This window comes from Paucibacter sp. Y2R2-4 (assembly GCF_025717535.1).
Taxonomy (GTDB): Bacteria; Pseudomonadota; Gammaproteobacteria; order Burkholderiales; family Burkholderiaceae_C; genus Paucibacter_A.
In genome coordinates this window covers 416,460-430,119 of the sequence record NZ_JAJIRO010000002.1, presented here as the reverse complement: position 1 = coordinate 430,119, position 13,660 = coordinate 416,460, and the positions used below count along the sequence as shown (strand labels likewise).

Here is a 13,660-nt window from a genome sequence, read left to right as displayed (position 1 = left end):
TTTCAGCAGCTTGATTATGATTCTGCCCAAACGATACACCCCGGTGGCGTCGCGTTTCGAGCTCTTGGCTTGACAAACCGTGCGCTGGTGCCGAATCTGAAGCCCGATTTTTTTGTCGCCGGGACTCAGATCGCAAATCAAGTGCCATGTTCAGACGGCGAAACCTCGCTGCTGGCGGGCCACCCTCTCAGGCTATTTGATGTTCAGTTTTTTCAAGAAAAAGTTTGGTTCCGCGCCGGCGCCTGCTCCGACCGCTGCGCCCGTGCCCGCGCCCTTGCCCGTGCAGGCTGCCGAACCTTCGCCTCCCGAGGTGATCAAGGAGTTGCCGCTTGCGGTGCCCTCAGTTCCGGCTCCAAACCCAACTCCAGCTGCGCCTGTCGCTGCTGAGGCGCCGGCAAGCCCGAGCCCTGCGCCAGTGATCACGCCGGAGCCTGCGTCCGCTCCGGCGCCAGTTCCAATGGCGGCGCCTGCTCTTGTGCCTGTCGTAGAGCCCGTCGTAGCCGCTACTCCTCCAGAACCACGCCGCAGCTGGATGGACAAGCTGCGCCAAGGCTTGCGCAAGACCGGCTCCAGCATTGCCCAGGTCTTCACGGGCACGCAGATTGACGATGCTTTGTTTGAGGAGCTGGAAGAAGCCTTGTTGATGGCCGACACCGGCGTCAAAGCGACCGAGTTCCTGCTTGAAGATTTGAAGCGGCGCGTCAAGGAAGCCAGGGCGACCGAGCCCAAGGCCGTGCGCGGGCTCTTGGTCGAGGCCTTGGCCGATTTGTTGCGCCCGCTGGAGAAGGCGCTGACCGTGGGGCAACACAGCCCGACGGTGATGATGGTGGTCGGCGTCAACGGCGCTGGCAAAACCACCAGTATTGGCAAGCTGACGCGTCATCTGGCCGAGGCCGATCAAAAAGTGTTGCTGGCTGCGGCCGACACCTTCCGTGCTGCAGCGCGTGAGCAGTTGGCGGTGTGGGCCGACCGCACCCAGGTGCAGATCATCAGCCAAGAGGGCGGCGACCCCTCGGCGGTGACCTTTGATGCGGTCTCCGCCGGCCGTGCGCGCGGTTGCGATGTGGTGCTGGCCGATACCGCCGGGCGTTTGCCGACGCAACTGCACCTGATGGAAGAGCTGAAGAAGATCAAGCGCGTCATCGGTAAGGCCCAGGAGGGCGCACCTCATGAGGTGCTGCTGGTGGTGGATGGCAACACCGGCCAAAACGCGCTCAGCCAGGTCAAGTCTTTTGATGATGCGTTGGGACTCACCGGCCTGATCGTCACCAAGCTCGACGGCACCGCCAAGGGTGGCGTGCTGGCGGCGATTGCGCGTGAGCGCGCCATTCCGGTCTACTTCATCGGCGTGGGTGAGAAGCTGGAAGACTTGCAGACCTTCAATGCGCGGGAGTTTGCGCAGGCCTTGCTGGAATAAACGGGCAAGCCGCAAAGCAAAAAAGGGCATCCAGCGCGGATGCCCTTTTTTATTGCCTGGCTTCGGCGCTTCACATGCCCGGCATCATGCCTTTCATGCCCTTCATGCCGCCGAGCTTTTTCATCATCTTCATCATGCCGCCGCCGCTCATCTTCTTCATCATGCTTTGCATCTGATCGAACTGAGTCAGCAGGCGGTTGACGTCTTGAATCTGCACGCCAGCGCCGCTGGCGATACGGCGCTTGCGGCTGGCCTTGCTCTTGCCGTCCATCAGCAGATTGGGCTGGCGGCGCTCCTTGGCGGTCATCGCATTCAAGATGCCTTCCATGCGCTTCATATCGCGCTCGGCCCGGTCCATGTCTTGCGGGCCGGCCTTGGCGGTCATTTGCGTGGGCAGCTTGTCCATCAGGCCGGAGAGCCCGCCCATCTTCTTCATCTGCGAAATCTGCGCGAGGAAGTCGTTCAGATCAAAGCCGCTGCCGGTTTTGAGTTTTTCGGCCAGCTTTTGAGCCGCCGCGACGTCCACACCCTTGGTGACTTCTTCCACCAGGGCGACGATGTCACCCATGCCTAGCACACGGCCGGCGTGACGCTCGGCATCAAAGACCTCGAGGCCGTCGATCTTCTCTGACACGCCGGCGAACTTGATCGGCGCGCCGGTGATTTGGCGCACCGACAGGGCTGCACCGCCGCGCGAATCACCGTCCAACTTGGTCAGCACCACGCCGGTCAGTGGCAGCGCTTCCTTGAACGCCTTGGCGGTGTTGATCGCGTCCTGGCCCTGCATGGCATCGACCACGAACAGGGTTTCGACCGGATTCAAGATGCCGTGCAGCTCGCGAATCTCGGCCATCAAGGCTTCGTCGATGGCCAGGCGGCCGGCCGTGTCGACCAGCAGCACATCGAAGTAATGCTTCTTGGCGTAGTCGATGGCGGCCAGCGCGATGTCGCGCGGCTTCTGGTTGGGCTCAGACGGGAACCATTCGCCGCCCGCTTGGCCGGTCACCGTCTTCAACTGCTCAATAGCGGCCGGGCGGTAAACGTCGGCCGAGACCGTCAGCACCTTTTTCTTGCGCTTTTCGATCAGGTGCTTGGTCAGCTTGCCGGTGGTGGTGGTTTTACCGGCGCCTTGCAGGCCGGCCATCAGGATCACGGCGGGCGGCTGCGCGGCCAGATTGATGTCTGACACGCCTTCGCCCATGGTGGCGGCGAGTTCTTTTTGAACAATCGACACCAGCACTTGGCCGGGGTTGAGTGAGCCGACGACCTCGGTGCCCAGTGCCTTGTCTTTGACACGAGCGATGAAGTCGCGCACCACCGGCAGGGCCACGTCGGCCTCCAGCAGTGCCATGCGCACCTCGCGGAGCATCTCCTGCACATTGCTTTCGGTGATGCGGGCTTGGCCGCGCATCGTTTTCACGAGGCGACTCAGGCGGTCGGTCAGATTGGAAGCCATCGGGGGAGGGGCGCCGGCTTTGACGCGGCGCTCAAAAGTACACTGTGAAGATGATTTTATCGTTCGTCACTGCAGAGACCGCCCAAACGCTGCTGAGCGTCTTCAGTCTGCTGGCCATTGGCAGCTATGCGGCGACCGCCATGCGGGCCGAATTTGCACCCCAGGCGGCCGATGAGGACCAGCCTCGCAAGCGGCTTGAGGGCTTTTTGCCCTTGGCTTTTGGTGCGCATTTGCTGGCTTTGCTGGTGGACATCTCGGGGCTGGGTTTGGCCCAGGCGGGTGCGCGTTTTGGCTTTGCGCCCGCTTTGTCTATGACGGCTTGGTTGATTCTGGCGGTCTATCTGGTGGAGAGCCGGCTCTTGCCTTTGCCGGCTGCGCGGCGTGTCTTGGCGGTGCTGGCGGCCATTTCGGTGGCTGTGGCTTGGGCCTTCCCGGGCGAGAGCCGTCCATTGGCCGCTTCGCCTTGGGCGCCTTTGCACTGGGTCTTGGGATTGGCGTCTTACGGCTTGTTTGGCGTGGCCGTGCTGCATGCGGTGATGCTGAGTCGCGCCGAGCGATTGCTGCGTTCGCGCAGCGGCCAGAGTGGTTTGGGCGGCTTGGGCGGAGGCGGCGGTCTTGCCAGCATGGGCAGCAAAGGCATGCCGCTCTTGCGTCTGGAACGTCTAACCTTTCAATTCGTCGGCGCCGGCGTGGCGGTCTTGTCGCTGGCGCTGCTGCTGGGTTGGTGGTTCACGCCGCAATGGCGCTGGGACCACAAAAACCTCCTGGCGGTCTTGGGCTGGTTGGTGCTGGCAGGCTTGTTGACGGGCCGACAAGTGTTCGGCTGGCGTGGCCGCAGGGCGACGCGTTGGTTGTACTTTGGTGCCTTGCTGCTGCTTTTGTCCTATGCCGGCTCGCGCTTTGTGCTGGAAGTCGTCTTGCAGCGCCCGCTTTGAAATTGAACCTGACCCCAATTTAGGGAATCCATGAAGTATCTCTTGTTGATTGTCTTGCTGGCGCTGGTGTTCTTCATCTTGGGTGTGAAGCGTGCGCGGTCGCCTCTCAACAAAGGTCAAAACAAGGGGCAGGGCAAGGCTGAGCCTGCGCCGCAACGCATGGCCGTTTGTGAGCACTGCGGCGTGCACTTGCCGCGTGAGGACGCCTTGCCGGGCTTGGGGGGGGATTTTTGTAGCCTGGCGCATCGCAAGGCTTTTGAGAATTCGCATCCGCTGGTCGTGGCGGCCCGGGCTGAGGCTGAGGCGGAGCGTCGCCGCAAGTCATGAGTGAGGCGGCGCGGTCTTGGTTTGGGGGCAGCGTTCGGGCTGAGCCTGCCGACGCCGTGAGCGCGGACGCCGGCCCGTCAACCTTGGGCGCTGAGCTGGCTGAAGACGGTGATGTCGGCGGCCTTTCGGCAGAGGCAGATAACGCTTCATCCGCTGAGGACTCGCAGTTTTTCTTCCGACACAAGCCCCGGCGTTTGGCCGATCCGGGCGGCAATGCCTTCAACCGGCTGTACCGCTCCTTCTTGGCGGCGCGGGCGGCTCTGGGCTTGGCCCTGGTGGCTACGCAGCTGATTACTGCCTTGCTCGGCGCTTCGGCCTCGCTGGGGCCCACCTTGCTTTGCGCCGCCTATGCCTGCCAGGCGCTGGCCTTGTGGTTGATGCCGCGCTTGCAGCGAGGCGTCTCGGCGCGCACTTTGTCGCGCATCTCCAGCCCACAGTGGTGGCTCAGCATCGGCGTGGATTTGACGGTGTTCGGGCTCTTGCATGCGCTGGACCGCGATGCGGGCGTCAATTACGGCGCCTTGTTTGTCATGCCGGTCTTGATGGCGGGCGTTTTGTCGCCGCGCTTGATGGCGGTGGCCACCGCAGCCATGGCCGCCTTGCTGATGTTGGGTGTGGCCGCTTGGGCCATGCTGGAGGGCCGTGATGTTGGCCTGCGCCTGACGCAGGCCGGCCTGGTGGGCAGCGGCTTTTTCGTCATCAGCCTCTTGGCCAGTGAGCTGGCCAGCCGTTTGGCGCGTGAAGAAGAGGCGGCCCGCGGCAGCATGGAGTTAGCCCGCCAGCAAGCGCAGCTGAACCGTCTGGTGATTGATGAAATGCAAGAAGGCGTGCTGGTGGTGGACCGGCGTGGTCATGTGCGTGCCGCCAACCCAGCGGCGCGTGGGCTTTTGGCCGACCAGCAGCCGGTGCGCACGGCGCCGTTTCAGCTGCGTGGCGTGGCAGCTTGGCGGCCTTTGGTGCAAGCGGTGGAGCAAGGCTTTGCCACTGCCGCTTGGCCGGAGAGCGGGCACGACTTGATCTTGCAGTTCGACAGCGGCTTGCAGCGCAGCTTGAGGGTGCGCATGCGCTTCACTCGCAAGCAAGAGTCGCAAGCGGGCGAAGACTTGTGCGTGCTCTTCGTTGAGGACAGCCGGCTGCTGCTGGCGCGAAGCCAACAAGAAAAGCTGGCCGCCATGGGGCGTGTCTCGGCCGGCATCGCGCATGAGATTCGCAACCCCTTGGCCGCCATCGATCAAGCCAATGCCTTGCTCTCCGAAGATGTGATGGAGCCGCGCGCGCAGCAATTGACGCGCATGGTGGCCTCGAATGTGCAAAGGCTCAAACGCATCGTCGACGATGTGTTGGAAGTGGCGCCTGGTGTGCTGACGCCGCCGGTGCCGGTGGACGCCACTCATTTGGTCAGCGAGACCTGTCTGGACTGGGCGCGTACCAACCAGTTGGCGCCGGGGCCGTCCGATCCGCTCAGCTGCATTTTGCCGCTGCAGAGTTTGTTGGTCAGCTTTGACCCCGAGCATTTGCGCCGCGTCTTGGTCAATCTCTTGGACAACGCGCTGCGTCATGCGGAGCCGGGGCCGGCTTCGGTGCAGGTGCAACTCGAGGCCGAACCGGGGGAGGGCGCGCAGCCGCGCTGGGTGCATCTGAGCGTGTTCAACGCAGGCCCGGCCATCCCTCCCGAGGTGGAGCGGCATTTGTTCGAGCCCTTCTTTTCGACGCGCAGCCGCGGTTCCGGGCTGGGACTCTATATCTGCCGGGAGTTGTGCACCCGCTATGGTGCCGAGATCAGTTACCGGCGTAGCGCCAACTTGGCGCGACCAGGCAATGAATTCAGCTTGAAGCTGCGCCCTGTGCTTGCTGAGGCCTCGGGTAGTGCCTCGGTAGTACCCGCGCCCGCTGGCAATCCGCAATGATGATGAGCCCCACACCATGAGCAACCCTTCCCACGCTGGCGCGGCCTTCAGTTTGCTGGTCGTTGACGACGAACCCGATCTGCGCACCTTGTATGAGTTGACCCTGCTGCGCGAGGGCTACGAGCTCGAAACCGCGGGCACGGTTGAGGATGCCTTGGCTCGTCTGCAGCGACGCCGCTTCAGTGCGGTGATCACCGATATGCGGCTGCCAGACGGCAGTGGCCTGGATGTGCTGCGCTGGCTCGAAGAGCAGGGTCGGGAAGAAAAAACGCTGGTCATCACCGCCTATGGTTCGGCGGAAAACGCGGTCGAGGCCTTGAAAGCGGGGGCCTATGACTATTTGACCAAGCCGGTGGATCTGCGCCAGTTTCGCCTGGTGGTGGCCTCAGCGCTGGGGCGGCAGCCGCAGACGGTGCCTTCGGTGGTGCCGGCGCAGTTGCCTGCACAGTCGCCAACTCAGTCGCCTAGCGCTGCAGATGCGGGCTCCGGCCTGGATGTGCCACAGGCCGGAGCCCTAGACCATGACCCCAAGGCTCGAGCGGCTGGCAAAGCCGCGGAGCGTCCAATTGGGCGTGTGGATCTGACGAAGCCAGCGCCGGGCAGTCATCGCGCAGAGGCTTCTGCCGCGCGTGCACCGGGTCTTGCACCCGCCGCCGCGCCGATTAATGCGCTGGCACGATTGGCCGGCAAATCGGTGGCGATCCAGGAATTGCGCGCCCTGATCGACAAGGTGTCGCGCAGCATGGCGCCGGTCTTGTTGCAAGGCGAATCGGGCACCGGCAAGGAGCTGGTGGCGCGCGCCATCCACGACAGCGGCGTGCGTGCCCGGCAGCGCTTTGTGGCTGTTAACTGTGGCGCGATTCCCGAGCAATTGTTGGAGGCCGAGTTCTTCGGCTATCGCAAGGGCGCCTTCACCGGCGCGAATGAAGATCGCGAAGGTTTCTTTCAAGCCGCCGATGGCGGCACCTTGTTCTTGGATGAAATTGGCGACTTGCCGCTGGCCATGCAAAGCAAGCTGCTGCGCTCTATTCAGGAGCGCTCGGTGCGCCCGGTCGGCGCCGTGGTGGAGTCTGCGGTGAATGTGCGCATCCTCAGTGCCACGCACAAAGACTTGGGCGCCGAGGTGACGGCTGGGCGCTTCCGCCAGGACTTGTATTACCGCTTGAATGTGATTCAGCTGCGCGTGCCGCCGCTGCGGGAGCGCATCGAGGATGTGGCCTTGATCAGCGAGCGGGTGCTGGAGCGCATCGCGGCTGATGCCGGTGTGTCGCCCGTACCGCGCCTGACCGCTGCCGCACTGGCTCAGCTGACCCGCTATGCCTTCCCGGGCAATGTGCGTGAATTGGAGAACCTCTTGCATCGGGCGCTGGCCCTGTCGGGCGGCGAGTTGATCGATGCGACGGATCTGGGTCTGCCCGAATCCATGTTGGATGACTCGCAGCTCGGCGCCTTGGACGAGGTGGACGGGGGCGGCAGTAGCGCCGGGCTGGGCTTCGGCGCTCAAGAGTCCAAGGCAGAAGGCTTGGATTTGCCGGCTGAGTTGCCCAGCGACCTGGCGGCTTATTTGGACGCCGTGGAGCGCGACATCTTGATGCGCGCACTCAGCCGGCATCGTTTCAACCGCACGGCGGCAGGCGCCAGCCTGGGCCTGTCTTTGCGGCAGATTCGCTACCGCATGGCTCGGCTCGGCGTTGCGGCGGCCGAACCGGGCAGCGCTGAAACCTAAGCTCCTGCGCTCGCGGGCGAGTCGGCGGCAAAGATGTCGGCTCTTTTTCGCAGCCTTGACCGCGTATTTTACCGTCAGCAGGAAGCGAGATTTGGCGCGGTTTGGCGCGCGATTTCGGCCGCTAAGCCAAGGCTGGCGCGGCCTCGCCAAGTCCACATCCGATGGCTGCGGGGCGAGGCGCGTTTGATGACACTAAAAAGACGCGCAAAGCGCCAATTTGCGGGGCGTTGCTAGCCGGAATGCTTGCCGGAGTCAACGGGATAGATACGCTATCTGTAGTGCTTGAGGCTCCATGTGACCCCAGATATAGTGGGCTTCATGGTATCCTTCGTCTCTGTTGAAAGCGCTGTACCTGCCAGCCTGGACCGATGTCCGGCGCGAGCCCGGCCTCAGCCTCAGAGCCACTCCGAGTGGCTCTGCCACAGCCCCCAAAACTAAATATGTACTGAGCCGTCGAGGAGGCGTGCGCGTTGCGACCTAGGTCTTGATTCGCTCGTTTTTTGACGGTCCCCAATTTCACCGAGCCCCAACGAGGAAGTTTCTTATGCAGAACCCTGTCGCTACTGCTGCCCACACCGGCCAATCCGGCCCGAGCGGCGCTGAGGGAGCCAGCCAGCACGCCGCTGGCCAGGCCAGCTCATCGACCCTGCAAACGGCTTTTCAGGCCTATCACATCCTGCGTCGCAACGGCGCGGTGGTGTCCTTCGAGCCCAGCAAGATCGCCGTTGCTTTGATGAAGGCCTTCTTGGCGGTGCACGGCACCAGTGGCGCGGCTTCGGCCAGCGTGCGCGAGACCGTGGACGGTTTGACCGAAGCCGTGGTGCGCGCCTTGGTGCGTTCGCGCCCCAGCGGCGGTACCTTCCACATCGAAGATGTGCAAGACCAGGTGGAGCTGGGCTTGATGCGCGGTGGCCATCACGAAGTGGCACGTGCCTATGTGCTGTACCGCGAGCGCCGTTTCCAAGAGCGTCAACGTCAAGGCCTGATCGAGACTCCGGTGGCCGAGCAAGCTCTGACCGTGATCGACAACGGCCAGCGCGTGCCCTTGGATCTGGCGCATCTGCAAAGCCTGATCGTGTCGGCCTGCGCCAACCTGGGCGCCGATGTGAAGCCCGAGCCCGTCTTGGCCGAGACCAAGCGCAATCTGTATGACGGCGTAGCAATCGACGAGGTCTACAAGGCCTCCATCTTGGCCGCCCGTACCCTGATCGAAAAAGACCCAGGCTACAGCCGCGCCACCGCACGTCTGCTGCTGCACACGATCCGTCGCGAAGTGGTGGGCGGCGAGATCACCCAAGAGCAGATGCAAGAGCGCTATGCCGAGTACTTCCCCAAGTACATCAAGAAGGGTGTGGCCGCCGAGTTGCTGGACGAGAAGCTGGCTCAGTACGACCTGGCCCGCCTGGGCGCGGCGCTGAAGGCTGAGCGTGATCTGCAGTTCGACTACCTGGGTCTGCAAACCCTGTACGACCGCTACTTCCAGCACATCGATGACAAGCGCATCGAAATGCCGCAAGCCTTCTTCATGCGCGTGGCCATGGGCTTGGCGCTGAACGAAATCGACCGCGAGGCCCGCGCCATCGAGTTCTACGAAGTGCTGTCCAGCTTCGACTTCATGTCCAGCACCCCGACCCTGTTCAACTCCGGTACCCGTCGCTCGCAGCTGTCCAGCTGCTACTTAACCACCGTGGCTGATGATCTGGACGGCATCTACGAGGCGCTGAAAGAGAACGCGCTGCTGAGCAAGTTCGCCGGCGGCCTGGGCAATGACTGGACCCCGGTGCGCGCGCTCGGTTCGCACATCAAGGGCACCAATGGCAAGTCTCAAGGCGTTGTGCCTTTCCTGAAGGTGGTCAACGACACCGCCGTGGCGGTGAACCAAGGCGGCAAGCGCAAGGGCGCCGTCTGTGCCTACCTGGAAAGCTGGCACTTGGACATCGAAGAGTTCCTGGAGCTGCGCAAGAACACCGGTGACGACCGCCGCCGCACGCACGACATGAACACCGCGAACTGGATCCCCGATCTGTTCATGCGCCGTGTCATCGAGGGTGGCGACTGGACCTTGTTCAGCCCCTCGACCTGCCCGGACCTGCACGATCTGTTCGGCAAGGCCTTCGAGACCGCTTATGTGGCCTACGAGGCCAAGGCCGACCGCGGCGAGATCAAGCTCTTCAAGCGCCTGCCGGCCAAGGATCTGTGGCGCCGCATGTTGTCCATGCTGTTTGAAACCGGCCACCCTTGGATCACCTTCAAGGACGCCTGCAATGTGCGCTCGCCGCAGCAGCATGTGGGCGTGGTGCACTCCAGCAATCTCTGCACCGAAATCACGCTGAACACCAATGACAGCGAAATCGCGGTCTGCAATCTGGGCTCGGTGAATCTGGTTCAGCACTTGAAGGACGGTGGCATTGACCACGCCAAGCTGAAGAAGACGATCTCGACGGCCATGCGCATGCTCGACAACGTCATCGACATCAACTACTACGCCGTCAAGAAGGCCCGTGATTCGAACCTGCGCCACCGTCCGGTCGGTCTGGGTCTGATGGGCTTTCAAGACGCGCTGTATGCACTGCGCACGCCTTACGCGTCGGACGCCGCCGTGGAGTTTGCCGACCGTTCGATGGAAGCGATCTGCTACTACGCCTACCAGGCCTCGACCGAGTTGGCCGAAGAGCGCGGCCGCTACTCCAGCTATCGCGGTTCGCTGTGGGACCGTGGCATCTTGCCAATCGACTCCTTGGAGTTGCTGGCCGAAGCGCGCGGTGGCTATGTAGAAGTCGATCGTTCGACCAGCATGGACTGGGACGCGCTGCGTGCCCGCATCGCCGCCCATGGCATGCGCAACAGCAACTGCGTCGCCATCGCGCCGACCGCGACCATCTCCAACATCATCGGCGTGGACGCTTCGATCGAGCCTTGCTTCGGCAACCTGTCGGTCAAGTCCAATCTGTCGGGCGAGTTCACCATCATCAATGAATCCTTGGTGCGTGACCTGAAGAAGCTGGGCTTGTGGGATGACGTGATGGTCATGGACCTGAAGCACTTCGATGGTTCGCTGCGTCGCATTGACCGCGTGCCGGACGAGTTGAAGGCGCTGTACGCCACCGCCTTCGAGGTGGAGACTCAGTGGCTGGTGGAAGCCGCCGCACGTCGCCAGAAGTGGATCGACCAGGCCCAGTCTTTGAACATCTATATGGCCGGCGCCTCGGGCAAGAAGCTCGATGAAACCTACAAGCTCGCTTGGCTGCGTGGCTTGAAGACCACCTACTACCTCCGCACCATGGGTGCGACTCACGCCGAGAAGAGTACGGTCAAGTCGGGTCAGTTGAATGCAGTGTCTTCGGGTGCAACAAGTGGCTTGGCATCGGCGCCTGCTGCGCCTGCAGCTGCGCCGGTGGAAGAGCAATTGCCCGCCACCGACATGAAGTTCTGCTCGATTGACAACCCTGATTGCGAGGCTTGCCAGTAATTTTTGAAACTGAATGCAGAGTCGGCAGTGTTCGGCTCTGCATTTTTCATGGCGCTCGAGATCTTCGTGTTCATCGATGTTCTGAGCGTTTGGTATGCATAGATTGAGAGTTAGGTGTTTTGAGCAAGCGATGCGACACAGCAACGCGCGAGAGGGCTTTTTGTCAAGAAGTCCTTGGTGTTTGAACACAACACTCTGATAATTCGACTCGATAGGAAAAGCACCATGTTGGTTTGGGACGAAGACCAGAAACCCGCTGAAAAAGCAGCCGCAAATTTCGCGGCCTCCACCGCATCCGGCTCGGCCGGCCATGCGGTTCCTAACGTCTCTTCGATGGCTGCATCTGCTGGCAGCGCAGCGCTTTCATCGCATCAAGCGGCCGCAGCCCTAACGCCGAGTGCCCCTGCAGGCCACCGCGTCAAGGCGGCGGACAAACGCATCATCAATGGCCAGACTGACGTCAATCAGTTGGTGCCCTTCAAATACAAATGGGCTTGGGAGAAGTACCTCGCCACCTGCGCCAACCACTGGATGCCGCAGGAAGTGAATATGTCGCGCGACATCGCCTTGTGGAAGGACCCGAACGGTCTGTCCGAAGACGAGCGCCGCATCATCAAGCGCAATCTCGGCTTCTTCGTGACGGCTGACTCGCTGGCTGCCAACAACATCGTGCTGGGTACTTACCGCCACATCACAGCGCCCGAGTGCCGCCAGTTCTTGTTGCGCCAGGCCTTTGAAGAGGCGATCCACACGCACGCCTATCAGTACATCGTTGAGTCCTTGGGGCTGGATGAGTCTGAGATCTTCAATGCCTATAACGAAGTCAAGTCCATCCGCGACAAAGACGAGTTCCTGATCCCCTTCATCAACGCGATCATGGATCCGAGCTTCAACACCGGCACGGTCGAGAACGACCGCACGCTGTTGAAGAGCTTGATCGTGTTTGCCTGCTTGATGGAAGGCTTGTTCTTCTACGTGGGCTTCACGCAGATCTTGGCCATGGGGCGTCAGAACAAGATGACCGGTGCGGCTGAGCAGTACCAGTACATCTTGCGTGACGAATCCATGCACTGCAACTTCGGCATTGATTTGATCAATCAGCTGAAGATGGAGAACCCACATTTGTGGACCGCTGAATTCAAGGCCGAAATCAAGGCTTTGTTCATGAAAGCGGTCGAGTTGGAATACGCCTATGCTGAAGACACCATGCCACGTGGCGTGTTGGGTCTGAACGCATCGATGTTCAAGGGCTATCTGCGTTACATCGCCAATCGGCGAGCGACCCAGATCGGTCTGGAGGAGTTGTTCCCTAACGAGGAAAACCCCTTCCCTTGGATGAGCGAAATGATCGATCTGAAGAAGGAACGCAACTTCTTCGAAACCCGCGTCATCGAGTACCAATCCGGTGGCGCATTGTCCTGGGATTGACCGTGGACACGAGGCAAGCCCTGCGGCTTGCCCCGTGCCGCAGTCAAGCCTGAATGCTCGCAAGCGTTCAGGCTGAGCCGGCAGTAGCCAGCAGTCCCAGTTTTTGAAGGATCAAATCGATAGAAGAAATTTGCCAGTGTTCGACGTTTGAATTTGTGAGCTTTGTAGGCTCGAACGAACACCGGCTACCCAATTCACCGCACCGGGGCGCCAACCTTTAAGCGACATCTGGGCGATGAATAACTGCGCTGCAGCGGCCCGTCCGTATGTGGGCAGTGCTCTTTCCACTTGATCAAGGAGAACTGAAACATGGCAACTGCAAAGAAGGCTCCGGCCAAGAAGGCCGCCGCACCGAAGGCCGCCGCTCCCGCAAAGAAGGCCGCTGCTCCTAAGGCTGCTGCTCCTGCGAAGAAGGCTGCCGCACCTGCGAAGAAGGCTGCTGCTCCTGCGAAGAAGGCTGCCGCTCCTGCGAAGAAGGCTGCTGCACCTGCGAAGAAGGCTGCTGCTCCCGCTAAGAAGGCTGCTGCACCTGCGAAGAAGGCTGCTGCACCTGCGAAGAAGGCTGCTGCACCTGCGAAGAAGGCCGCTGCACCTGCGAAGAAGGCTGCTGCACCTGCGAAGAAGGCTGCTGCTCCCGCTAAGAAGGCCGCTGCACCCGCGAAGAAGGCCGCTGCACCCGCGAAGAAGGCCGCTGCACCTGCGAAGAAGGCTGCTGCTCCTGCGAAGAAGGCCGCTGCTCCTGCGAAGAAGCCTGCTGCCGTCAAGAAGGACGCAACGCCAGTCAAGCCGCCAGTCAAGACGACCAAGGCTGCTCCGAAGGCTGCTGCGCCTAAGGCCGCTGCACCCAAGAAGGCTGCTGCAAAGCCCGCTGCTGCTGCTCCTGCCGCCAAGACCGCGCTGAGCCCCCAAGCTGCTTGGCCTTTCCCTACAGGCAACAAGCCCTGAGCTTCTGCACCCAAGAGCTGAGTCCCTTCTGGACGCTCGGCTCTACGGTG

At 61.9% G+C, this 13,660-nt stretch carries 9 protein-coding genes; 8 read left to right on the top strand and 1 reads right to left on the bottom strand.

Going from position 1 to position 13,660, the window contains the following annotated elements:
* Window positions 1-199 precede the first annotated feature (199 nt).
* Window positions 200-1,417 carry a signal recognition particle-docking protein FtsY gene (gene ftsY / locus LNV06_RS08740; RefSeq protein WP_263537874.1) on the top strand — a complete coding sequence of 406 codons (1,218 nt, stop codon included), beginning with the start codon at window positions 200-202 and terminating at the stop codon, window positions 1,415-1,417.
* 70 nt (window positions 1,418-1,487) lie between these two features.
* Here ftsY and ffh read toward each other — a convergent pair whose 3' ends face one another.
* Window positions 1,488-2,873, bottom strand: coding sequence for a signal recognition particle protein (gene ffh / locus LNV06_RS08735; protein WP_263537873.1), 1,386 nt, complete (start codon window positions 2,871-2,873; stop codon window positions 1,488-1,490).
* 50 nt (window positions 2,874-2,923) lie between these two features.
* On the opposite strand from ffh, the gene LNV06_RS08730 reads away from it, so the two are divergent.
* The 7 genes from LNV06_RS08730 to LNV06_RS08700 all read left to right on the top strand — a co-directional run bounded on the left by LNV06_RS08730 (window position 2,924) and on the right by LNV06_RS08700 (window position 13,610).
* Window positions 2,924-3,808 (top strand): cytochrome C assembly family protein, encoded by an 885-nt coding sequence (locus LNV06_RS08730; RefSeq protein ID WP_263537872.1) that lies wholly within the window; start codon window positions 2,924-2,926, stop codon window positions 3,806-3,808.
* A 30-nt stretch (window positions 3,809-3,838) separates the two neighbouring features.
* Window positions 3,839-4,135 carry a PP0621 family protein gene (locus tag LNV06_RS08725; RefSeq protein WP_263537871.1) on the top strand — a complete coding sequence of 99 codons (297 nt, stop codon included), beginning with the start codon at window positions 3,839-3,841 and terminating at the stop codon, window positions 4,133-4,135.
* 56 nt (window positions 4,136-4,191) lie between these two features.
* Complete coding sequence (locus LNV06_RS08720; protein WP_263537870.1) at window positions 4,192-6,042, top strand: sensor histidine kinase; 1,851 nt, start codon at window positions 4,192-4,194, stop codon at window positions 6,040-6,042.
* A 16-nt stretch (window positions 6,043-6,058) separates the two neighbouring features.
* The gene (locus LNV06_RS08715; protein WP_263537869.1) at window positions 6,059-7,768 is read left to right on the top strand and encodes a sigma-54-dependent transcriptional regulator; all 1,710 of its coding nucleotides are present in this window, start codon (window positions 6,059-6,061) and stop codon (window positions 7,766-7,768) included.
* Window positions 7,769-8,312: 544 nt separating this feature from the next.
* A complete protein-coding gene (locus LNV06_RS08710; RefSeq protein WP_263537868.1) occupies window positions 8,313-11,237 on the top strand; it encodes a ribonucleoside-diphosphate reductase subunit alpha in 2,925 nt (974 codons plus the stop codon).
* 225 nt (window positions 11,238-11,462) lie between these two features.
* Entirely contained in the window at window positions 11,463-12,665 is a 1,203-nt protein-coding gene (locus LNV06_RS08705) for a ribonucleotide-diphosphate reductase subunit beta (protein ID WP_263537867.1), read from the top strand.
* Between the two features lie 309 nt (window positions 12,666-12,974).
* A complete protein-coding gene (locus tag LNV06_RS08700; RefSeq protein WP_263537866.1) occupies window positions 12,975-13,610 on the top strand; it encodes a histone in 636 nt (211 codons plus the stop codon).
* The last annotated feature ends 50 nt before the right edge of the window (window positions 13,611-13,660 follow it).

What these genes read in the sequence shown, in the direction of transcription:
- ftsY (WP_263537874.1), top strand. Translation starts at nt 200, where the DNA reads ATGTTCAGTTTTTTCAAGAAAAAGTTTGGTTCCGCGCCGGCGCCTGCT.
- ffh (WP_263537873.1), bottom strand. Translation starts at nt 2,873, where the DNA reads ATGGCTTCCAATCTGACCGACCGCCTGAGTCGCCTCGTGAAAACGATG.
- LNV06_RS08730 (WP_263537872.1), top strand. Translation starts at nt 2,924, where the DNA reads ATGATTTTATCGTTCGTCACTGCAGAGACCGCCCAAACGCTGCTGAGC.
- LNV06_RS08725 (WP_263537871.1), top strand. Translation starts at nt 3,839, where the DNA reads ATGAAGTATCTCTTGTTGATTGTCTTGCTGGCGCTGGTGTTCTTCATC.
- LNV06_RS08715 (WP_263537869.1), top strand. Translation starts at nt 6,059, where the DNA reads ATGAGCAACCCTTCCCACGCTGGCGCGGCCTTCAGTTTGCTGGTCGTT.
- LNV06_RS08710 (WP_263537868.1), top strand. Translation starts at nt 8,313, where the DNA reads ATGCAGAACCCTGTCGCTACTGCTGCCCACACCGGCCAATCCGGCCCG.
- LNV06_RS08705 (WP_263537867.1), top strand. Translation starts at nt 11,463, where the DNA reads ATGTTGGTTTGGGACGAAGACCAGAAACCCGCTGAAAAAGCAGCCGCA.
- LNV06_RS08700 (WP_263537866.1), top strand. Translation starts at nt 12,975, where the DNA reads ATGGCAACTGCAAAGAAGGCTCCGGCCAAGAAGGCCGCCGCACCGAAG.